This is a genomic window from Methyloversatilis universalis EHg5, from assembly GCF_000378945.1.
GTDB lineage: Bacteria > Pseudomonadota > Gammaproteobacteria > Burkholderiales > Rhodocyclaceae > Methyloversatilis > Methyloversatilis universalis_A.
On the sequence record NZ_KB900539.1, the window covers coordinates 3187989 to 3208773 of the forward strand.

Here is a 20785-nt window from a genome sequence, read left to right on the forward strand (position 1 = left end):
CGGCCCGGCCACGGACCGAAGCGGAGGATGGCCGGATGATAACATCGACTTGCTGCGGCCATTGCCGGCCGGCGCTGACAGCGCATCCTTCAACGAATCAACCCCGTTCGCCTTCCCGCACCGCCATGAGCCAGTTCTGGAGCCCCGTCGTCCACACCCTCTCGCCCTACACGCCGGGCGAGCAGCCGAAGATCGACGGTCTGATCAAGCTGAACACCAACGAGAACCCCTACCCGCCCAGCCCGCACGCGGTGGCCGCCATGCAGGCCGAACTGGGCGTGGATGGCGACCGGCTCAAGCTCTACCCGGAACCGACCGGGCTGATGCTGCGCGAAGCGGTGGCCGACCATTTCGGCATCGCGACCGACCGGGTGTTCGTCGGCAACAGTTCGGACGAGGTACTGGCCCATACCTTCATCGGCCTGCTGAAGCACGAGCGGCCGCTGCTGTTCCCGGACATCACTTACAGCTTCTACCCGGTCTATTGCGGGCTGTACGGCATCGCCTTCGAACGCGTGCCGCTGGACGACCGGTTTGCCATCCGTGTCGATGACTACATCGAGCGCCAGCCCGGTGCCGTCATCTTCCCCAATCCGAACGCGCCCACCGGCCGCCTGCTGCCGCTGGCCGACATCGCGCGCCTGGCCGCCGCGCTGCCGGATGCGCCGGTGGTGATCGACGAGGCCTATATCGACTTCGGCGGCGAGTCGGCGGTCGCGCTGATCGACGCCCATCCGAATGTGCTGGTGACGCAGACGCTGTCGAAGTCGCGCTCGCTGGCCGGCCTGCGGGTCGGCTTCGCGGTCGGCCAGCCGGCACTGATCGAAGGCCTGAGCCGGGTGAAGGACAGTTTCAACTCCTATCCGCTGGACCGTTTGGCGCTGGTAGGCGCCACCGCCGCGGTACGCGACCGCGAGTGGTTCGACCAGACCCGGCGCCGGGTGATGGCCAGCCGCGAACGGCTGGCTGGCGAACTGGCCAGCCTCGGCTTCGAGGTGCTGCCGTCCGCCGCCAACTTCCTGTTCGTACGCCATCCGCAGCACGACGCGGCCACGCTGTCCGCCGGGCTGCGCGAGCGGCGCATTCTGGTGCGCCACTTCCGCGCTCCGCGCATCGACCAGTTCCTGCGCATCACGGTGGGCACCAACCCGCAGTGCGACGCGCTGGTCGAGGCATTGCAGGAACTGGTCTGAACCACCCCGATTGAGCGGGCGGCGTAACGCCGCCCGGCCGTGGATCGCTTCTTGCTGCGCCGGATGCATCGTCATCCGTCACCCGGCCCGCCATGCTTCGATCCCGCACCGCACTGCCCGCCCTGCTGGGCGTCCTCCTGCTGTCCGCCTGCACCAGCGTGTCCTTCAAGCAGGGGGCGGGCGGCAGCGACTACAAGGGCGATGAACGCGCCTGTCTCGGCACCACCGCGGAGCGCACCGCCTTTCTGCAGTGCATGGAAGCCCGCGGGTGGTGGACCCGCTCGACCGACGAACTGTCGCAGATCGCGCTGGTGCCGGTCGACGACGGTGACGCGGCCGAAGCGGTCTCGACCGCCAGCCCCGCAACCCCGGCTGGCGCCACCGCGAATGCGGCGGCTGTCGCCCCTGGCGCCCCCGCCGATAGCCGTCCGCAAACAGTCACGCCCGCAGCCACCGCACCGCGAGACCCGCTGTCCCGTCTGCGCATCGCCATGTGGTCGAAGATGGGCGCCGGCGCCGACGATCTGATCGCCGATCAGAAACAGTGCCTGAGCACGCTGGGCGATGCCCATGCACCGGACACGACCGCCGGCACCGTCACCCGCGGCCTGTACGACTGCCTGCGACGCCAGGGCTGGACCGGCCTGGCTTTGCGCTGACGCAGAATATTCCATTTGAATAATTTGGGCCGCTGTCATAGATTGATGGCGGGTGGCCTCGCACACATCACAATCACGACAGACCGAAGCGGTTTCACCGCTGCCGGAGACACACCACCCTCGCGACCGTTCCGTTCGGAACGGCGCAACCCACAGGAGGAGGTGTTCATGTCTTCAGCAAGAATGCTGTGCATCGCGTCGCTGTGCCTGGCTGCACCGGGCGCCCACGCACTGATGGCCGGCGATATCGCGTTCAGCGCGTTCAATGCCGATGAGGATGGCTGGGCCATCGTGGCCCTGACCGATCTGGCCGCCGGCAGCACGATCTATTTCAGTGACAGCAACTGGAACGGCAGCGGCTTCGGCAGTGCGGAAGGCATGCACACCTGGAACACCGGCGCCTCGATCATCGCAGCCGGCACCGTGATCCGCTTCAGCGACATCGATCAGGCCGCGCGTTCGGTCAGCATCGGCAGCCTCAGCACCAGCGGCAACGCCGGCCTGAGCAGCAGCGGCGACACGCTGTTCGCCTATGTCGGCAGCAGCGTATCCGCACCCCAGACCTTTCTCGCGGCGGTGTCGTCTGAAAGCGCGTCGGCGGCGGCCACGGCGCTTGCCAACGCCGGGTTGTCCGCCGGCATCAACGCGCTGGTCCTGCCGGCCAGCACCGACTATGCCTATTACTCGGGTCCGCACAGCGGCCAGGCCAGCATGTCCGGCTACCGCAGCGCACTGAACAATGCGGCGAACTGGTCGGCCGCGATCGACGGCAACCACGCCGACGCGATACCGGACACCACCGCCTTTTCAGTGGTCAGTACGGTGCCCGAGGCGTCGAGCGCATGGATGTTGCTGGCCGGTCTGAGCGTACTCGGCCTGCGCCGCCGGGCGCTGCCGGTTTAAGCGGTCGCCGCCACCGGGTGCTGCAGCGGTTCGATCAGCGCCCGGTAGGCGTGCCAGGTGGCATGGCCCACCAGCGGCATCAGCACGATGAGACCCAGCATGAAGGTGGCGAAACCGACCACCGCGAAACAGGCGATGATGGCCGCCCACAGCAGCAGCGGCGCCGGATTGCGCCCGAGCGAAATGAGGCTGGCCAGAATGGAGGTGACCGCGTCCTGCCGCCGGTCCAGCATCAGCGGAATGGCCACCACGCTGGCACCGAACACCAGCGACGCGAAAATGAAGCCGACCACCGCATAGGCCAGCAGGAATTCCGCGTTCTGCAGCGTGAGCACCTGTTCGAGGAAGTGGTCCACTGACGGCATCTGGGTGGTGTAGAACAGCGCGAACACCACCAGCGAGGCGCGCGCCCACACCAGGAAGATGATGATGAGGATGACCGCGAACACGCCGATCGCCCCGGCGTTGTGGCTGCCGGCGGTCAGCGAGTGCGCCAGCACTGGCGACTTTCCGGCTTCCCGCTGCCGCGACAGGTCATACAGACCCAGCGACAGGAAGGGGCCGAGCAGCAGAAAGCCACACACCAGCGCGGATGTGAGGTGGTAGGCGTGGCGGAAGACCGTGGTCAGCACCAGCCCCATGAAGGCGAAACAGCTGCCGTAGAACAGACTGCCCCCCGGACTCGCCCGCATGTCGCGTACAGCGGCAGCGAGCCAGCCGAAACAGGCGAACAGGCCCACTTCACGGACGACGGGAAACGGAAGGTCCAGCGCGTCGCTGCCTGCCTGGGGGACTTCCGGGTGCTCGGACTGCTGCATGCCTGCTCCTGATCGGTTCACACATCGCAACGACGTGTGCATGACCGGCGCTGGCCCGCACACGACCCGGGCGCCACTGTACGCCGGGTCGGTGCGCTTGTGGAAATCAGTTCTTCAGACGCATTTCAGCCGAGCGGGCGTGCGCCTGCAGGCCTTCGCCATGGGCCAGCACCGACGCGATGCGGCCCAGTTTCTGCGCCCCCTCTTCCGAAATGTCGAGGATGGAGGTGCGCTTCTGGAAGTCGTACACGCCCAAGGGGCTTGAAAAGCGCGCGCTGCGCATGGTCGGCAGCACGTGGTTCGGGCCGGCGCAGTAGTCGCCCAGCGCCTCGACCGAATAGTGGCCGAGGAACATGGCGCCGGCGTGGCGGATGCTGTCTACCAGCGCGCGCGGATCTTCGGTGCAGATTTCCAGGTGTTCGGGCGCGATCCGGTTGGCGATGTCGCAGGCCTCGGCCAGATCGCGCACCTTGATCAGCGCACCACGGTTGGCGAGCGAAATGGCGATGGTGTCGCGCCGCGGCATCTCGCCCAGCAGCCGGTCGATGGACGCGTGCACCCGGTCGAGGAAGTCGGCGTCGGTGCACAACAGGATGGACTGCGCCAGTTCGTCGTGCTCGGCCTGGGCGAACAGGTCCATCGCCACCCAGTCCGGATTGCCGTGGCCGTCGGAAATAACCAGCACCTCGGACGGACCGGCCACCATGTCGATGCCGACGGTGCCGAACACCCTGCGCTTGGCGCTGGCCACATAGGCGTTGCCCGGGCCGACGATCTTGTCCACCTGCGGGATGGTCTGCGTGCCATAGGCCAGTGCGGCCACTGCCTGTGCGCCACCGATGGTGAACACACGGTCCACGCCGGTGATGGCGGCTGCGGCCAGCACCAGCGGGTTGCGTTCGCCGCCCGGCGTCGGCACCACCATGATCAGTTCCTTGACGCCGGCCACCTTGGCCGGAATCGCGTTCATCAGCACTGAACTGGGGTAGGAGGCCCGCCCGCCCGGCACATAGAGGCCGACGCGGTCCAGCGGCGTCACTTTCTGTCCCAGCCGGGTACCGTCCGCTTCCGCGTACTCCCACGAATCCTGCTTCTGGCGCTCGTGGTACAGCCGGACCCGGTCGGCCGCCTCGGCCAGTGCCGCGCGCTGCGCGTCGTTCAGGCTGGCGTAGGCGTCGTCCAGCACGCTGCGCGGCAGTTCCAGCTCTACCATGGACGCGCAGTCCATGCGGTCGAAGCGGCGGGTGCAGTCGATCACCGCGGCGTCGCCGCGCGCACGCACGTCACGCAGGATGTCGGCCACCGCGTGCTCGATCGCGTCATCGGTGCTGCTTTCGAACGCGAGCAGCGCGTCCAGCGTCTGCAGGAAATCCGGGGCGCCGGAATCGAGCCGGCTGATTTTCGTGTTGCTCATTGCTTCACCGCACCTTCGATCGCTGCAAGAATCGGCTTGAGCAGATCGTGCTTCACCTTCAGCGCTGCCTGGTTGATGACCAGACGCGAGCTGATGTCCATGATGTGTTCGACCTCGACCAGATTGTTCGCGCGCAGCGTGCCGCCGCTGCTTACCAGATCGACGATGGCATCCGCCAGCCCGACCAGCGGCGCCAGTTCCATCGAGCCGTACAGCTTGATCAGGTCGACGTGGACGCCCTTGGCGGCGAAATGTTCGCGCGCGGTGTGCACATACTTGGTCGCCACCTTCAGGCGCGCGCCGCGGCGCACCGCCTGTTCGTAGTCGAAACCGTTGGGCACCGCGACGCTCAGCCGGCAACGCGCGATGTTCAGGTCGATGGGCTGGTACAGACCGGCACCGCCATGCTCGAGCAGCACGTCCTTGCCGGCGATGCCCAGATCGGCCGCGCCGTACTGCACATAGGTGGGCGTGTCGGATGCGCGCACGATGACCAGGCGCACGTCCGGCCGGTTGGTGCCGATGATGAGCTTGCGCGACGACTCCGGGTCGTCGGTCGGCACGATGCCGGCCGCCGCCAGCAGCGGCAGCGTTTCTTCGAAAATGCGTCCCTTGGACAGCGCGAGGGTGATGCCTTGCACGGTGTGCCTTTCTCGGTGGCGTGCCTCAGGACACGCGGCGGACGGTGGCGCCGAGCGCGGTGAGCTTCTGCTCGATGCGTTCGTAGCCACGATCCAGATGATAGATGCGTTCGATCAGCGTTTCACCGCGGGCGACCAGGCCGGCGATGATGAGGCCGGCGGAGGCGCGCAGGTCGGTGGCCATGACGGTGGCGCCGTCGAGGCGGGCGACGCCGGTCACCACCGCGGTGTTGCCGTCGATACGGATATCTGCGCCCAGGCGGGCCAGTTCAACCGCGTGCATGAAGCGGTTCTCGAAAATCGTTTCGCGGATGACCGCGGTGCCTTCGGCCACCGTATTGACCGCCATGAACTGCGCCTGCATGTCGGTCGGGAAGGCCGGATAGGGCGCGGTGCGGATCGATACCGCTTTCAGTTTTTCCGGCGCCTTCAGCACGATGGCTTCGAAGGAGGGCGATTTTTCGGTGCGGATGTCGCAGCCGGCGTCCATCAGCTTGTCGATCACCGCGTCCAGATAGCCGGCCGAAGTACCGGTCAGGCGGATTTCGCCGCCGGTGACCGCCGCCGCGCACAGATAGGTACCGGTTTCGATGCGGTCCGGCATGATGCGGTGGGTGGCGCCTTGCAGACGGTCGACGCCCTGGATGCGGATCACATCGGTGCCGGCGCCGGAAATGCGTGCGCCCATGGACACCAGACAGTTGGCCAGATCGACCACCTCAGGCTCGCGCGCGGCGTTCTCGATCACGGTTTCGCCGTCGGCCAGTACCGCCGCCATCATCAGGTTTTCGGTGCCGGTGACGGTCACCATGTCGGTGAACAGCCGGGCGCCCTTGAGCCGCGTGGTGCGTGCGACCACATAGCCCTGCTCGACCGAAATGTCGGCGCCCATCGCGGTCAGGCCCTTGATGTGCTGGTCCACCGGACGCGCACCAATGGCGCAGCCACCGGGCAGCGACACGCGGGCCTCGCCGCAACGGGCAACCAGCGGGCCGAGCACCAGGATGGAGGCGCGCATGGTTTTCACCATTTCGTACGGCGCCAGCGGATTGTTCAGGCCGGACGCATCCAGCGTGACAGTCGAACCTTCACGCTGCACCGCCACGCCCATCTGCGCGAGCAGCTTGAGCATGGTGCCGATGTCGTTCAGCTGCGGCACATTGGTCAGCGTGAGCGGCTCGCGGGTGAGCAGCGCGGCACACAGAATGGGCAGCGCCGCGTTCTTGGCACCCGACATTTCGGCCTCGCCGCACAGGCGGTGACCACCTTCGATCAACAGCTTGTCCATGGTGCGCTCAGGCCTTCCACTCGTCCGGCGTAAGCGTCTTCATCGACAGCGCGTGGATTTCCTCCCGCATGCGGTCGCCCAGCGCGGCATACACCAGCTGGTGACGGCGCACGCTGCGCAGGCCTTCGAAAGCCTGCGCCACCACGAGGGCCTCGAAATGATGACCGTCACCGACGACCGTGCAGTGGGTGCAGTCTATGCCTGCGGTGATGGATGCCTGGATGCTTTCGGGAGTGACCATATTCAACTTCTCAGTTTGTAGCCGCGCGACAGCATGTTCAGCGTGATGCCCGCAAGCACCGCAAAACTGCCGCCCGCGACCAGGGCGCTGACCCACGGCGACACGTCCGACTGGCCGAAGAAGCCATAGCGGAAGCCGTCGATCATGTAAAAGAAAGGATTCAGGTGAGACACCGCCAGCCAGAAATCCGGCAGCGTGTGAATGGAGTAGAACACGCCGGACAGGAAGGTGAGCGGCATCACGATGAAATTCTGGAAAGCCGCCAACTGGTCGAACTTGTCCGCCCAGATGCCGGCGATGATGCCCAGGCTGGCCAGCAGCGCGCCACCCAGCACCGCAAACAGCAGGATCCAGCCCGGATGCGCGTAAGGCAGGTCGACGAAGAACAGCGTGACTGCCCAGACGCCGGCGCCCACCACCAGCCCGCGGATGACCGCGGCCAGCACGTAGGCGGCAAAGAACTCGCGGTAGGAAATCGGCGGCAGCAGCACGAACACGATGTTGCCGGTCACCTTGGACTGGATGAGCGAAGACGAACTGTTGGCAAAGGCGTTCTGCAGCAGGCTCATCATGACCAGACCGGGCACCAGGAAGGCGGTGTAGCTCACTCCGCCATAGACCTCGACCGTACGGTCCAGCACGTGCGAGAACACCATCAGGTAGAGCAGCGCGGTCAGCACCGGTGCCGCCACGGTCTGGAAACCCACTTTCCAGAAACGCAGCAATTCCTTGTACAGCAGGGTGCGCAGCGCCGGACTCATCAGGACGCCTCCTGCATCATGGCGATGAACACGTCCTCGAGCGCCGGCTTGGCCAGTTCGATGTCGTCGAACAGCACACCCTCGGCGTGCAGCCGGGCCAGACAGGCGGCCACCTCGTCGGCGCTGTCCACCGTGAGGGCGATGCGGCCGTCCGGCGTGGCCCGCGCCCGCGCGCGCAGTTCAGCCGGCAGCGCCGCACCCGCACCAAGACGCAATCGCAGCGTCTGCTGCACACGCCGCGCCAGCAGGTCGGCGGTAGGTTCGAGCGCGATCACTCGCCCCTGCTTGAGCATGGCGATGCGGCCGCACAGGCTTTCCGCCTCTTCCAGATAGTGGGTCGTCAGCACGATAGTGTGCCCCTGCCGGTTCAGGTCACGCACGAAAGCCCACAACCCCTGGCGCAGTTCGACGTCGACGCCGGCGGTCGGCTCGTCCAGCACGATGACCGGCGGCCGGTGGACCAGCGCCTGCGCCACCAGCACCCGGCGCTTCATGCCGCCAGACAGTGCGCGCATATTGCTGTCGGCCTTGGCGGTCAGGTCGAGGCGGGCGAGGATTTCGTCTATCCAGTCATCGTTGCCACGCAGTCCGTAATAGCCGGCCTGGATGCGCAGCGTTTCCCGCACCGTGAAGAAGGGGTCAAATACCAGTTCCTGCGGCACCACGCCCAGATTGCGGCGGGCGGCGCGGTAATCAGCCACTGTGTCGTGCCCCATCACGCGGACGGTGCCGGCATCCGGCCGACTGAGACCGGCCATGGCCGAAATCAGCGTGGTCTTGCCGGCGCCGTTCGGGCCCAGCAGACCGAAGAACTCGCCCTGCGCGACCTGCAGCGACACGTGGTCCAGCGCCTGCAGCGAACCGAATCGCTTGCAGACGCCTTCGATCATCAAGGCAGGGGAGGAATCAGCCATCGGAAAAACTTCGGCAGCGCCCGGCAAGCCGGGTCGCTGCGGTCATGCATCAGGATGCGGTGGGCGCTTCGGCGTCGAGACCGCAGAAGGACGACACCTCGTACAGGTGAGCCAGGCTGGTGAGGCCGGCCGGGGCGCCGGTCACCGGCAGCGGGCCACCGGGGCCGATGCTCGCGCGCTCCCAGGCCAGCAGCACACCGATGGCCGACGAATCGACGTCATCCACGCCGGACAGGTCGATGGAACGCGCGGACTTCAGCAGTGCCAGACCGGCATCGCGCAGCACGCCGGCTTCGGGCAGGCGCATGGCACCGCTCACCCGCAGGACGTCGCCATCCAGCGCAATCATTTGGCAGCCGCGGCAGACGGCGCCGGCACGGGTGCGGTGGAGGCGTTCTTGGCGCGCAGGGCCTTGACCAGACCATCGACACCGCCAGAGCGGATTTCCGCCGCGAAGGTTTCACGGTAATTGGTCACCAGGCTGACGCCGGCCACCATCACGTCGTACACCTTCCAGCCGTTTTCCTGCTTCTCCAGCGCGTAATCGAGCGGAATCGGACGGCCGTTGGGCTGATTGATCTGGGTGCGCACGGTCACATCGGTATCGGCAGCGCCCATCTTGAACGGCTTGTAGTCGATGGTCTGGCTCTTGTAGCTGGTCAGCGCATTCGAATAAGTGCGCACCAGCAGGGTGCGGAACTCGTCGGTCAGCAGCTTCTTCTGTTCCGGCGTGGTGGCGCGCCACTCCTTGCCGAGTGCCAGAGCGGTCATGCGGGTGAAGTTGAAGTGCGGCAGCACGCGGCTTTCCACCAGTTCGGCGGTCTTGACCACGTCGCCGGACTTGATCGCCGGGTCGGTGCGCAACGTGGTGAGCACCTCTTCGGTCACGTCCTTGACCAGCACGTCCGGCGCTTTGACCGCCGTCGCCTGGGCGAAGGCGCTCGCCGTGAAGGCGATCATCAGAAACTGGACACAGCGCTTGAACATATGAACTCCCAGAAAAGAAAGAGGCCTGTCGGGACGCGACAGGCCGTGGCGACCGCTGCGCCCGGACACGTCCGGGCGGGAATCGATCACTCTGCGGCAGGGGCCGCAGCGTCAGCCGGCTCGGGCGTTTCCAGAGCCTTAACGTCCAACATGTCCGACTGGCCGACAAGCAGCAGGTTCCAGGTCGATTCGACCGGTTCGGTGCTGGTCAGGCTGTCAGCCGGCAGCGACGGCAGTGCGGCGTCGTCCGCCTGACGGGGCGGATTGCCATCATAAATCGCGCTGCGACGGTGCTGCAGATAGGCGTCGCGCACATAGGCGTACTTGTCGAGCGCAGCCGCTTCCAGCGCATCTTCCGCCTTCAGCAGATCGGCGCGGGTGTCGATCGCACGCAATGCGATCGCAGCGTTGCGACGGCCGATGTTGTCGTGGTCACGCACCGGATCCACGTAGAAATCCGCAGCGAAACCCACGGTATCACGCACCGTGCGCGGACCGAGAATGGGCAGCACCACGTAAGCGCCATCGCCCACACCCCAGCGACCCAGAGTCTGGCCGAAGTCCTCTTCATGCTTTTCCAGACCCATCGGCGTTGCCACGTCGAAAATGCCGAGGATGCCGACAGTCGAATTGACCAGCACGCGGCCAGCGTCCGACAGCGCGTCGCCCGGCTTGCCCTGCAGCAGGTTGTTCACGCTGGTCCAGATGTCCGCCAGGTTGCCGAAGAAATTCGACACGCCGGTCTGCACCGGCTGCGGCGTCACATAGTTGTAGCCCTGGGCCACCGGCTTGATGACCGCCTTGTCCACCGTCTCGTTGAACGAGAACATGGCGCGGTTATAGCCTTCGATCGGATCCTTGGGATTGCCCGAGGTCGCACAGCCGGCGAGCACGGTCGCGGCGGCGGTCGCGGCGAGCACCGCACGGAGATTCAGGTTCGACTGCTTGTTGGTCTTGGTCATCTGTCGGGCTTTCCGGCTACGCACTCTATTCATCACTGCTCGGGAGCTTTCGGGCTCTCGGCAGCCTTGTTGAACATGAACTGGCTGATCAGCTTCTCCAGCACCACCGCTGACTGAGTCTTGGTGATGGTGGCATCCGGCTTCAGCATTTCGGTGTCACCACCGACTTCGAAACCGATGTACTGCTCACCCAGCAGGCCCGAGGTCAGAATGGTGGCGAAGGTGTCGCGCGGGAAACTGTAGCGCTTGTCCACGTCCATTTTGACCACAGCGACATACAGATTCGGGTCAAAGGTGATTTCCGTCACCCGTCCGACGACTACACCCGAACTTTTGACGGGTGCACGCGGTTTCAGGCCGCCGATGTTATCAAAGTTGGCCTGGAGCCTGTATGTCTCCCCGATGTTAGCGGACGCGAGGTTGCCCACCTTTAGTGCCAGAAACAACACTGCCGCGACGCCGACTGCGACGAAAACACCGACCCAAAGGTCGAGAACGGTACGGTTCATCCATTGCCCCTGAACATGAAGGAGGTAAGCACGAAATCCAGCGCCAGAATGGCCAGCGCGGAATTGACGACGGTGCGGGTGATGGCCCGCGACACGCCTTCGGCGGTGGGCGCCGAGTCATAGCCTTCGAACACCGCGATCAGCGCGACGGCAAAGCCGAACACCACGCTCTTGATCACGCCATTCACGATGTCGTAGCGGAAATCGACCGACGCCTGCATCTGCGACCAGAAGGCACCGTCGTCCACGCCGATGAACACAACGCCGATGAACCAGGCGCCGAACACGCCCATGGTCGAGAACAGCGCGGCCAGCAGCGGCATCGAGATCACGCCGCCCCAGAAGCGCGGCGCCACCACGCGGGCGATCGGATCGACCGCCATCATGTCCATGGCCTTGAGCTGTTCGGTCGTCTTCATCAGGCCGATTTCGGCGGTCAGTGCGGAGCCAGCGCGGCTGGCGAACAGCAGGCCGGCCACCACCGGGCCCAGTTCGCGCACCAGCGACAGCGCCACCAGAATGCCCAGCGCTTCGCTGGAGCCGTAGCGCTGCAGCGTTTCGTACCCCTGCAGGCCCAGCACAAGACCGACGAAGAAGCCGGACACCAGGATGATGATGAGCGACAGCACGCCGGTCGAGAATATTTCCCGGATGGTGAGCTGGAAGCGGGCGAACGAGGTGCCGGAACGGGCCAGGATGGCCAGGAAGAAGCGGGTCGCGAAGCCGAGGCGCCAGATGCCATCGACCGTGCGAGCCCCCATGGCGCGCAGCAGACGGGTCACGGACGGGCCTCCATCAGGGTTTTCCGGTAGTCGTCGGACGGGAAATGGAAGGGCAGCGGCCCATCGGTTTCGGCATTGACGAACTGCTTCACGAAGGGGTCGGTCGAGGCGCGGATTTCGTCCGGCGTGCCCTGGGCCACCACCTTGCCGCCCGACAGGAAGTAGATGTAATCGACGATTTCCAGCGACTCGTGCACGTCGTGGGTCACCATGATGGAACTGGCGCCCAGCGCGTCGTTGAGCCTGCGGATGAGCTGACCGACCACCGCCAGCGAAATCGGATCCAGACCGGCGAAAGGCTCGTCGTACATGATGAGCATCGGGTCCAGCGCCACCGCACGGGCCAGTGCCACCCGGCGCGCCATGCCGCCGGACAGCTCGTTCGGCATCAGCTTGTGGGCGCCGCGCAGACCGACCGCGTGCAGCTTCATCAGCACCAGGTCGCGGATCATGTCTTCCGGCAGATCGGTGTGCTCGCGCAGCGGGAAAGCCACGTTGTCGAACACGCTCAGATCGGTGAACAGCGCGCCGAACTGAAACAGCATGCCGACGCGGCGTCGCAACCGGTACATGTCCCGCCGCGACAGCGAGGCAAGATCGTGCTCGGCGACGCGGATCTGACCGCCGGTGGGCCGCAGCTGGCCGCCTATCAGCCGCAGCAGCGTGGTTTTGCCACAGCCGCTGCCGCCCATGATGGCCACGAGCTTGCCGCGCGGAATGCGCAGATTGATGCCGGACAGGATGGGCCGCTTGTCGTACGCGAAGTCGACATTGGACACGTCGACCAGAATGTCTTCGGCCGGAAGAGGTGCGGACACGAGCGCTGAACGGTCTTGTGATAAAGGCGGCGGATTGTAGCAGATGCGCTTCCGGCGCCCGGCGGGCGGAATCCACGATAGCGCGCTGAGCTATGATGCCCGCACCCATGCCGAATACCGCCCGAACCTCCGCAGCGCGCGCCGCCAGCCGCCCCGGTCTGCTCATCGTCGACGACGATCCGCTGATCGCCGATTCGCTGTCCTTTCTGCTCGAAGCGGATTTCGACGTGGTGAGCCACGCTTCGCGGCCGGCCGCGGTCACCTGGTTGCGCGAACAGGCCACGCCGCCGGCACTGGCGCTGATCGACCTCGGCCTGCCGCCCAGCCCGCACCGCCCGGACGAAGGCTATGCGCTGATCGCCGACCTGCTCGCGCATTCGCCAGACACCCGCATCGTCGTGCTGTCCGGCCAGGGCGAGGACACGGTCGCCCGCCACGCCCGCGCGCTGGGTGCCACCGAATTCGTCGCCAAGCCGGCCCGGCCGCAGGCGCTGAACAGCCTGCTGCGCCAGCTCGCACAGACACGCACTGCCGCCGCACCTGCGCTGCCGGCACTGATCGGCGACAGCGAACAGATGGTGCGGCTGCGCGCCCAGATCGAACAGTACGCAGGCCTGCCCTATCCGGTGCTGATCGAAGGCGAATCCGGCACCGGCAAGGACATCGTAGCCAACCGGCTGCACGCGGTGGTCGGTGGCAGCCACCCTTTCCTCGCACTGAACTGCGCCGCAATCTCGCCCAGCCTGGTCGAACCCACGCTGTTCGGCCACGCCCGCGGCGCCTTCACCGGTGCGCAGAGCGCGCGTGCCGGCTATTTCGAGGAAGCCGCGCAGGGCACGCTGTTTCTGGACGAGATCGGCGAACTGCCGCTGGACCTGCAGGCCAAGCTGCTGCGGGTGCTGGAGAACGGCGAGTTCCAGCGGGTGGGCGAAACCCAGCTGCGGCGTTCCAGCGCCCGCATCATCGCTGCCACCAATCGCGACCTCGGTGCCGAAGTGCGCGCCGGCCGCTTCCGCTCCGACCTCTACCACCGGCTCAGCGTATTCACCATCACGCTGCCGCCGCTGCGCGACATGGGCGACGACAGGCTGTGCCTGCTCGAACACTTCCGCGCCCAGTTCTGTGCCCAGCTGGGCCGCCCGCCTTTCGGGCTGGACGCCACCGCGCGCGAAGCCTGGCTGGCCTACGGTTTCCCGGGCAATGTGCGCGAACTGCGCAACATCGTCATCCGGCTCGCCACCAAACACCCGGGCCGCGAAATCGACCGGGCCGACCTGCTGGCCGAATTCGACCCCACGGCAGGCGTTACGGCCGCGGCCCACGCCCTGCCGGGCGAAGGCGATCTGGTCGCGGTCGCCACCGGTCATCTGCGCTCAGGCGGCTTCCGGCTCGACGCCAGGCTGCACGAGTGGGAATCCGCCTATATAGAAGCGGCAATGCGCATGGCACGCGGCAACGTGAGTGCGGCCGCCCGCCTGCTCGGCATCGCGCGCACCACGCTGTATCACCGCATGGATGCGCAGGAACGCGACGACAGCGCCGGCGATTGACATGTATCTCGACCACTTCGGCCTGCGCGAGCCGCCCTTCCTGATCACCCCGCACGCGGACTTCTTCTTCGGCGGCGCCAACCGCAGCGCGCTGCTCGACGCACTCGTGTACGCGCTGGGTCGTGAAGAAGGCCTGGTCAAGGTGAGTGGCGAGGTCGGCACCGGCAAGACCATGCTGGCGCGGGTGCTGATGAACCGGCTGCCGGCCAGTCTGCGCGCCATCTATCTGGCTGACCCGCTGATGGACCGCGCTGAACTGCTGGCGGTGCTGGCAGACGAGCTGGGCTGTACCGATCTTGCCGATGGCAGCCCGCACCGGCTGCTGCGTGCAGTGCAGGCCACGCTGGTGGCCGAGTTCAGCGTAGGCCGCCAGGTCGTGCTGCTGATCGATGAAGCGCACGCGATGCCGGCCGACACGCTGGAACAGATACGCCTGCTGTCCAATCTGGAATCCGAGCGGCACAAGCTGGTCAAGATCGCGCTGTTCGGCCAGCCCGAACTGGACGATCTGCTCGACCGCGCCGACATGCGGCAGCTGAAGGACCGCATCACCCAGCACTTCAGGCTGGATCCGCTGTCGCCGGCCGACGTCGCCACCTACATCGATTTCCGGATGCGCGCGGCCGGCTACCGCGGCCCGGCGGTGTTCGACGACGCTGCCACCGCCCGCATCGCGCGCGAATCCGGCGGGCTCACCCGACGCATCAACGTGCTCGCGGACAAGGCCCTTCTGGCCGCTTTCGCCCGCGGCGCCCACGGTGTGAACAACGCCGATGCCGAACGCGCGGTCGCCGACACCCGCACCCGGGCCGAGCCGGTACGCACCGCCGGCAGACCAGCCTTCGTACGGCCGGCACTGTTCGCGCTGGCGGCCGCCGCGCTGCTGGGCCTGGGCATCGCGATCGGACGGCTGCTGCCGGAGATCACTCCGGTTACGGCAGCAGCCGGCAGCACGGCCCCCTCCGCTGTGCCGTCGGCACCGGCTTCACCGCAGGCGGAGCCCGCGGTACCGGCCGCCACCGCCCCGGCCGTTACCGCTCAACCGGTTGCAGCACCGGTGGCCACGCCGTCGGCCGAGCCCGCCGCAAACAGCGGCGCTCAGCCGGGCACCGCCGGCGATCCGCTGGAAGCGCTGCTGGCCGGGAGCCGCGACTGGACCACCTCGGCGCCGGCCGAGCGCTGGTTCATACAGCTCATGTCGGTACCGGCCGGCAAAGGGCCTTACGTGCTCGACTACGTGCGGCGCGCCAGTCGCGCGGTCGATCCGGCCCTGCTGCGCGCCTACCGCACCGAAACTCCGGCCGGCAGCCAGATCGCGGTGATCTACGGCGACTTCCCGGATCAGCGCAGCGCACTGCAGGCGATCGCTGCGCTGCCGGACTGGATTGCCGCCAGCCGGCCCATGGCCCGCTCGGTACGCAGCCTGCGCGGCGAGTCGACGTGACGCCCGCCCCTCTGATGCCAAACGCATCAACAGAAGAGCATGATCTTGATCCGCCGAGGATTGCGCGTACCATCCGTCACCGAATACCGAACGTTCCCGCGCCCATGACCGCACCCATGCGTCACGCCCAAGAAGAACGCCATCACGCACTGCGTCCGCTGCTGCTCGCAGGCCTGCTGGCTGTCGCCGGCGGCTGCGCCATGCACGCACCGCAGCCAATGTCGGAAGGCCACGTGCTGGCCCGGAAAACAGCGCCGCAACCTGCCGGTGACATTCCGCCGCCAGTTGCCCGGACGGCCGCACCGCCGCAGCCGCAGCCCCGGCACAAGACCGAAACCTACAGCGTGGTGGTGAATCAGGTGCCGGTGCGCGAACTGCTGTTCGCTCTCGCGCGCGACGCACGGGTGAATGTGGACATCCATCCGGGCATCGAGGGCGCGGTCACGCTGAACGCCATCGACCAGACCCTGCCGCAGCTGCTGACCCGCATCGCCAATCAGGTGGACATGCGCTTCGAGCTGGACGGTCCCAATCTGGTGGTGATGCCGGACACGCCCTTCCTGCGCAGCTACCGGGTGGACTACGTGAACATGTCGCGCGACGTGAGCGGCGCGGTGTCGATCAACACCCAGATCGCCTCGACCACCTCGGCCGCGGTCAGCAGTTCGGCCGGCGGCGCCACGGTAAGCACCACCGGTGGCGGCGCCGGCAACAGTTCCAGCACGCGCATCGACAACGTGGCGAAGAACCGTTTCTGGGAATCGCTGGAGCGCAACCTGCGCGACCTGCTGCGTGAAACCGACAAGCTGCTGCCGGCCGACGGCGATGGCGGCACGGCCGTCGCGCCAGCCGCCACCCCGGCCGCTGGCGGCAGCGCGCAGCCGGCGCCGGTTGCCGAGCGCCGCACCACCTTCCGCGAAGCCGCGTCGGTCATCCTGAATCCGGAAACCGGCGTGATCAATGTGCGCGCCACCTCGCGCCAGCACGAGAAGGTGCAGGAGTTCATCACCCAGGTCACCCGCATCGCACGCCGTCAGGTCATGATCGAGGCGACCATCGCCGAAGTGCAGCTGACCGACAACTATCAGCAAGGCATAGACTGGCGCGCGTTCTCGATGGGCGGCCGGCGCGGCGGCGTCGACATGCAGCTGCTCACGTCGTCGACCGACTTCACCAGCAACAATCCGGTCGCCATCGGCCTCGGCCGCAACGGCACGCTGACCGACAGCATCAAGCTGCTGGAAACCTATGGCGACGTGAAAGTGCTGTCCAGCCCCAAGCTGTCGGTGCTGAACAACCAGACCGCGCTGCTCAAGGTGGTCAACAACATCGTCTACTTCGAAATCAAGTCGGACGTGGTCGCCAACACCAACCAGCAGGCGGTGCGCAGCTTCACCGCGACGCCGCGTTCGGTGTCGGTCGGTCTGGTGATGGCGGTGACGCCGCAGATCAGCGGCGACGGCTTCGTGCTGCTCAACGTGCGGCCGACCATTTCACGCAAGGTCGGTGACGCGCAGGACCCGACACCCGACCTCAGCGCACCCAATCTGGTGCCGGTGATCCAGACCCGCGAACTGGAATCGGTGATGCGCGTGGCCAGCGGCGAAACCGCGGTGCTGGGCGGCCTGATGCAGGACGAAATCAACTACCGCCGCGACAGCCTGCCCGGTGTATCGGCCCTGCCCATCCTCGGTCCGCTGCTGTCGGCGCGCAACGAAACGTCGCGCAAGACCGAACTGGTGGTGCTCATCCGCCCGGTGGTGATCAACGACGCCAGTCTGGACGGCGACTACGCGCCGCTCACCGGCGCGCTGCCCGGCCGCGACTTCCTGGCGCCGGCCTTCCCGCCCCACACGTTGCCGTCAGCCCGGCCCGTTCAGGAGCCGGCGCGGTGAGCCTGCTGCTGGAAGCGCTGAAGAAGGCCGAAGCGGCCAAGCGCCGCGACGAGGACGGCGGCGCCGAAGTCCGCCCGCCGGAGCCACCACCGGCCCCGCGCATCACGCCGGCCCACGAGCTGGAACTGATCGACGACGAAATCGCCCAAGCCGCCCGTTTCGCCGGGCTGGACGTTCCGGAGCCAACCCCCGCGCCGGCGCCCGCCGCGGTACCCGGCGCGGAAGCCGCCCGCCTGCTGTTCGAGGCGAAGCAGCCTCAGCCTTCGCGCTCGTCCTCGCTGGTATGGCTGCTGGGCGGCGGCGCACTGCTGCTGCTTGCGGTCGGCGCCTGGGTAGTGTGGCAGGTCAGATCGCTGGAAGGATCGGCGCAGACCGTGCCGACCGCTCATCAGCCACCGCTCGCTCAGGCCCAGCCGGCGACACCGGTCGCGGGTGGCGCGGAAGCCCCCGCAACCGTCACCCCGCACCCGCAGCCCGCGGACGCGCCCGCCGCGGCTGCTCCCACAGCGGCCCCGGTCTCGACCGCCCAAGCGCCGGTTGTCCCGCCCCCGGTGGCGTCGCCGCCAGCCCCGTCCCCGGCCAGTGCCGAGTCCTCGCGCTTCCTGTCCGGTCAGCTCAGCGCGCCCGCTGCGGCGCCGGCTCCGGCCCCCAGCGCACCGGCAACTGCGCCGATACGCATCACCCGCAACGCGCCAGTGGTGCCGCAGGACGTGGCCGACGGCTACGCCGCCTTCCAGGCCGGCGAATTCGACCGCGCCCGGCTGGCGTACGAGCGCGCACTGCGGGCCGACCCGCGCAACCCGGACGCGCTGCACGGTCTGTCCGCACTGGCCCAGCGCAACAATGACGAAGCACGCGCACGGCAGCTGATGCGCCGCATCGCCGAAGTCGATCCGTCGGACACCGCGGCCCGGGTCGCGCTGAGCGACCACAGCGATCCGGCCACGCAGGAAGCACGGCTGCTCGACATCGCCGCCGCCCAGCCGAAATCGTCCGCGGCAGCGCTGGCGCTCGGCTCGCTGTACGCCTCGCAAGGCCGCTGGCGCGAGGCGCAGCAGGCCTGGTTCACCGCCTACACGCTGGCGCCTGAACAGCCGGACAACGCCTACAACCTCGCGGTCAGCCTCGATCAGTTGCGCCAGCCTCGGCTGGCCCTTCAGTACTACCGCGAAGCGCTGGCGCAGCGCGAACGACACGCGGCCAGTTTCGACGCCGACGCGGTCGCCAGCCGCATCCAGGCACTGCAGGCGCAGGATGGCCGGTGAAACGATGAACGCCCCCGGCACGCGGCCGCACAAGCCGCTGGGTCAGCTGCTGCTGTCGCAGGGCCTGGTGACGGAGGACCAGCTGCGCATCGCGCTGCAGGAACAGCAGCGGCAGAACCTGCCCATGGGCCGGCTGCTGGTGCAGCTCGGCTTCGTCAGCGAAGCCACGCTGCGCGATGCGCTCGGTGTCACGCTGGGCAAGCGCACGGTCGATCTGGCCCATGCGCTGATCGACCCGGACGCGCTGCGTCTGGTGCCGCAGGCGCTGGCCAAGCGCCACCGCCTGCTGCCGCTGAACTACGCCGCCAGCGCCCGCCGCCTCACGGTGGCGGTGTCGGACGTGAACGACATCGTCGCGCTCGACCAGTTGCGCGCACTGCTGCCGGAAGGCATCGAGCTGGACACGGTGCTGGCCGGCGAAACCGAACTGGCGCACGCGATCGACCAGGCCTACGGGCACGAGCTGTCGATTGAAGGCATCCTGACCGAACTGGAAACCGGCGAGGTCGATTACCGTGCGCTGGCCGCCTCGGCCGACGAATACAGCCAGCCGGTGGTGCGGCTGATCGACGCGCTGCTGACCGACGCGGTCAAGCGCGAAGCGTCCGACATCCACTTCGAGCCGGAAGCCGGCTTCCTGCGCGTGCGCTACCGCATCGACGGCCTGCTGCGGCAAATCCGCTCGCTGCACCGCTCCTACTGGCCGGCGATGGCGGTGCGCATCAAGGTGATGGCGGGCATGAACATCGCTGAAATGCGCGCGCCGCAGGACGGCCGCATTTCGCTCACCATCAGCGGCCGGCCGGTCGATTTCCGGGTGTCGTCGCAGCCCACGCTGCACGGCGAAAACATCGTGCTGCGCATTCTCGACCGCGCGCGCGGCATCGTGCCGCTGGACGCGCTCGGTCTGGCCGAGTCGCAGCTCGACCAGCTGAAACTGATGATCGCGCGGCCGGAGGGCATCATCCTCGCCACCGGCCCAACCGGCAGCGGCAAGACCACCACGCTGTATTCGGTGCTGAACCACATCAATACCGAAGGCGTGAACATCATGACGCTGGAGGACCCGGTCGAGTACCCGATGGCGCTGATCCGCCAGACCTCGGTCGCCGAGTCGGTCAAGCTCGATTTCGCCAACGGCGTGCGCTCGATGATGCGGCAGGATCCGGACATCATCCTGGTCGGCGAAATCCGCGACGCCGACACGGCCGAAATGGCCTTCCGTGCAGCGATGACCGGCCACCAGGTGTATTCGACGCTGCACACCAATTCCGCGCTGGGCGCGATTCCGCGTCTGCTGGACATCGGCATCCTGCCGGACATCATGGCCGGCAACATCATCGGCGTGATCGCCCAGCGCCTGCTGCGCCGGCTGTGCGTGTACTGCCGCCGCGCCCGGCCGGCCGAGCCGCACGAAGTGCATCTTCTGGGCGTGCGCGAAGGCACGCCGCCGGACATCCACGACGCGGTCGGCTGCCCGGCCTGCGAATTCACCGGCTACCGTGGCCGGCTGGCGGTGATGGAACTGCTGCGCATGGATTCCGACCTCGACGAGCTGGTGGCCCGCCGCGCCACCGCGCGCGAACTGCGCAACGCCGCCCGCGCCAAAGGCTTCCGCACGCTGGCCGAAGACGGCCTGCGGCGCGTGCTCGAGGGCGCGACCTCGCTGGAGGAACTGGCGCGCGTGGTCGACCTGACCGAGCGCATGAGCCAGGGCGGGCCCGACTGGTACGCGAGATAG

At 67.3% G+C, this 20785-nt stretch carries 21 protein-coding genes; 8 read left to right on the plus strand and 13 right to left on the minus strand.

Annotated features, from left to right (window positions below):
* Positions 1 to 125 precede the first annotated feature (125 nt).
* The 3 genes from hisC (at position 126) to METUNV2_RS0114635 (ending at position 2755) form a co-directional block, all read left to right on the plus strand.
* Entirely contained in the window at positions 126 to 1193 is a 1068-nt protein-coding gene (gene hisC, locus METUNV2_RS0114625; protein WP_018230216.1) for a histidinol-phosphate transaminase, read from the plus strand.
* Positions 1194 to 1285: 92 nt separating this feature from the next.
* The gene (locus tag METUNV2_RS0114630; RefSeq protein WP_018230217.1) at positions 1286 to 1852 is read left to right on the plus strand and encodes a hypothetical protein; all 567 of its coding nucleotides are present in this window, start codon (positions 1286 to 1288) and stop codon (positions 1850 to 1852) included.
* A 168-nt stretch (positions 1853 to 2020) separates the two neighbouring features.
* Positions 2021 to 2755: a PEP-CTERM sorting domain-containing protein gene (locus METUNV2_RS0114635; RefSeq protein ID WP_232415683.1), complete on the plus strand. Its 735-nt coding sequence runs from the start codon at positions 2021 to 2023 to the stop codon at positions 2753 to 2755.
* On the opposite strand, the gene METUNV2_RS0114640 is transcribed toward METUNV2_RS0114635, so the two are convergent.
* The 13 genes from METUNV2_RS0114640 to METUNV2_RS0114700 form a co-directional block, all read right to left on the minus strand.
* Complete coding sequence (locus METUNV2_RS0114640; protein WP_018230219.1) at positions 2752 to 3573, minus strand: DUF2189 domain-containing protein; 822 nt, start codon at positions 3571 to 3573, stop codon at positions 2752 to 2754. The genes METUNV2_RS0114635 and METUNV2_RS0114640 overlap by 4 nt on opposite strands.
* Before the next feature lie 106 nt (positions 3574 to 3679).
* Positions 3680 to 4987: a histidinol dehydrogenase gene (hisD, locus tag METUNV2_RS0114645; protein WP_018230220.1), complete on the minus strand. Its 1308-nt coding sequence runs from the start codon at positions 4985 to 4987 to the stop codon at positions 3680 to 3682.
* Positions 4984 to 5628 carry an ATP phosphoribosyltransferase gene (gene hisG, locus METUNV2_RS0114650; protein WP_018230221.1) on the minus strand — a complete coding sequence of 215 codons (645 nt, stop codon included), beginning with the start codon at positions 5626 to 5628 and terminating at the stop codon, positions 4984 to 4986. Before hisG ends, hisD begins: the two co-directional genes overlap by 4 nt.
* A 25-nt stretch (positions 5629 to 5653) precedes the next feature.
* Positions 5654 to 6916 (minus strand): UDP-N-acetylglucosamine 1-carboxyvinyltransferase, encoded by a 1263-nt coding sequence (murA, locus tag METUNV2_RS0114655; RefSeq protein ID WP_018230222.1) that lies wholly within the window; start codon positions 6914 to 6916, stop codon positions 5654 to 5656.
* 7 nt (positions 6917 to 6923) lie between these two features.
* Entirely contained in the window at positions 6924 to 7157 is a 234-nt protein-coding gene (locus METUNV2_RS0114660; protein ID WP_018230223.1) for a BolA family protein, read from the minus strand.
* Between the two features lie 2 nt (positions 7158 to 7159).
* Complete coding sequence (locus tag METUNV2_RS0114665; protein WP_018230224.1) at positions 7160 to 7918, minus strand: ABC transporter permease; 759 nt, start codon at positions 7916 to 7918, stop codon at positions 7160 to 7162.
* Positions 7918 to 8832: an ABC transporter ATP-binding protein gene (locus tag METUNV2_RS0114670; RefSeq protein WP_036271212.1), complete on the minus strand. Its 915-nt coding sequence runs from the start codon at positions 8830 to 8832 to the stop codon at positions 7918 to 7920. The genes METUNV2_RS0114665 and METUNV2_RS0114670 overlap by 1 nt, the downstream gene beginning before the upstream one ends.
* Before the next feature lie 49 nt (positions 8833 to 8881).
* On the minus strand, positions 8882 to 9181 hold the full coding sequence (locus METUNV2_RS0114675; protein WP_018230226.1) for an STAS domain-containing protein: 300 nt from the start codon (positions 9179 to 9181) through the stop codon (positions 8882 to 8884).
* On the minus strand, positions 9178 to 9819 hold the full coding sequence (locus tag METUNV2_RS0114680; RefSeq protein WP_018230227.1) for an MlaC/ttg2D family ABC transporter substrate-binding protein: 642 nt from the start codon (positions 9817 to 9819) through the stop codon (positions 9178 to 9180). The genes METUNV2_RS0114675 and METUNV2_RS0114680 overlap by 4 nt, the downstream gene beginning before the upstream one ends.
* Positions 9820 to 9905: 86 nt before the next feature.
* Positions 9906 to 10781, minus strand: a complete 876-nt coding sequence (locus METUNV2_RS0114685; protein ID WP_018230228.1) for an MlaA family lipoprotein — start codon at positions 10779 to 10781, stop codon at positions 9906 to 9908.
* 32 nt (positions 10782 to 10813) lie between these two features.
* Positions 10814 to 11290, minus strand: coding sequence for an outer membrane lipid asymmetry maintenance protein MlaD (mlaD, locus tag METUNV2_RS0114690; RefSeq protein ID WP_026188188.1), 477 nt, complete (start codon positions 11288 to 11290; stop codon positions 10814 to 10816).
* On the minus strand, positions 11287 to 12072 hold the full coding sequence (gene mlaE, locus METUNV2_RS0114695; RefSeq protein ID WP_018230229.1) for a lipid asymmetry maintenance ABC transporter permease subunit MlaE: 786 nt from the start codon (positions 12070 to 12072) through the stop codon (positions 11287 to 11289). Before mlaE ends, mlaD begins: the two co-directional genes overlap by 4 nt.
* Positions 12069 to 12890 (minus strand): ABC transporter ATP-binding protein, encoded by an 822-nt coding sequence (locus METUNV2_RS0114700; protein ID WP_018230230.1) that lies wholly within the window; start codon positions 12888 to 12890, stop codon positions 12069 to 12071. The genes mlaE and METUNV2_RS0114700 overlap by 4 nt, the downstream gene beginning before the upstream one ends.
* Positions 12891 to 12997: 107 nt before the next feature.
* On the opposite strand from METUNV2_RS0114700, the gene METUNV2_RS0114705 reads away from it, so the two are divergent.
* The 5 genes from METUNV2_RS0114705 (at position 12998) to METUNV2_RS0114725 (ending at position 20785) form a co-directional block, all read left to right on the plus strand.
* Positions 12998 to 14440: a sigma-54-dependent transcriptional regulator gene (locus tag METUNV2_RS0114705; RefSeq protein ID WP_036271388.1), complete on the plus strand. Its 1443-nt coding sequence runs from the start codon at positions 12998 to 13000 to the stop codon at positions 14438 to 14440.
* A gap of 1 nt (position 14441) precedes the next feature.
* Positions 14442 to 15884, plus strand: a complete 1443-nt coding sequence (locus tag METUNV2_RS0114710) for an AAA family ATPase (protein ID WP_018230232.1) — start codon at positions 14442 to 14444, stop codon at positions 15882 to 15884.
* 116 nt (positions 15885 to 16000) lie between these two features.
* On the plus strand, positions 16001 to 17779 hold the full coding sequence (locus METUNV2_RS0114715; RefSeq protein WP_018230233.1) for a type II secretion system protein GspD: 1779 nt from the start codon (positions 16001 to 16003) through the stop codon (positions 17777 to 17779).
* The gene (locus METUNV2_RS0114720; RefSeq protein WP_018230234.1) at positions 17776 to 19044 is read left to right on the plus strand and encodes a tetratricopeptide repeat protein; all 1269 of its coding nucleotides are present in this window, start codon (positions 17776 to 17778) and stop codon (positions 19042 to 19044) included. Before METUNV2_RS0114715 ends, METUNV2_RS0114720 begins: the two co-directional genes overlap by 4 nt.
* A 4-nt stretch (positions 19045 to 19048) precedes the next feature.
* Positions 19049 to 20785, plus strand: coding sequence for a GspE/PulE family protein (locus METUNV2_RS0114725; RefSeq protein ID WP_442921802.1), 1737 nt, complete (start codon positions 19049 to 19051; stop codon positions 20783 to 20785).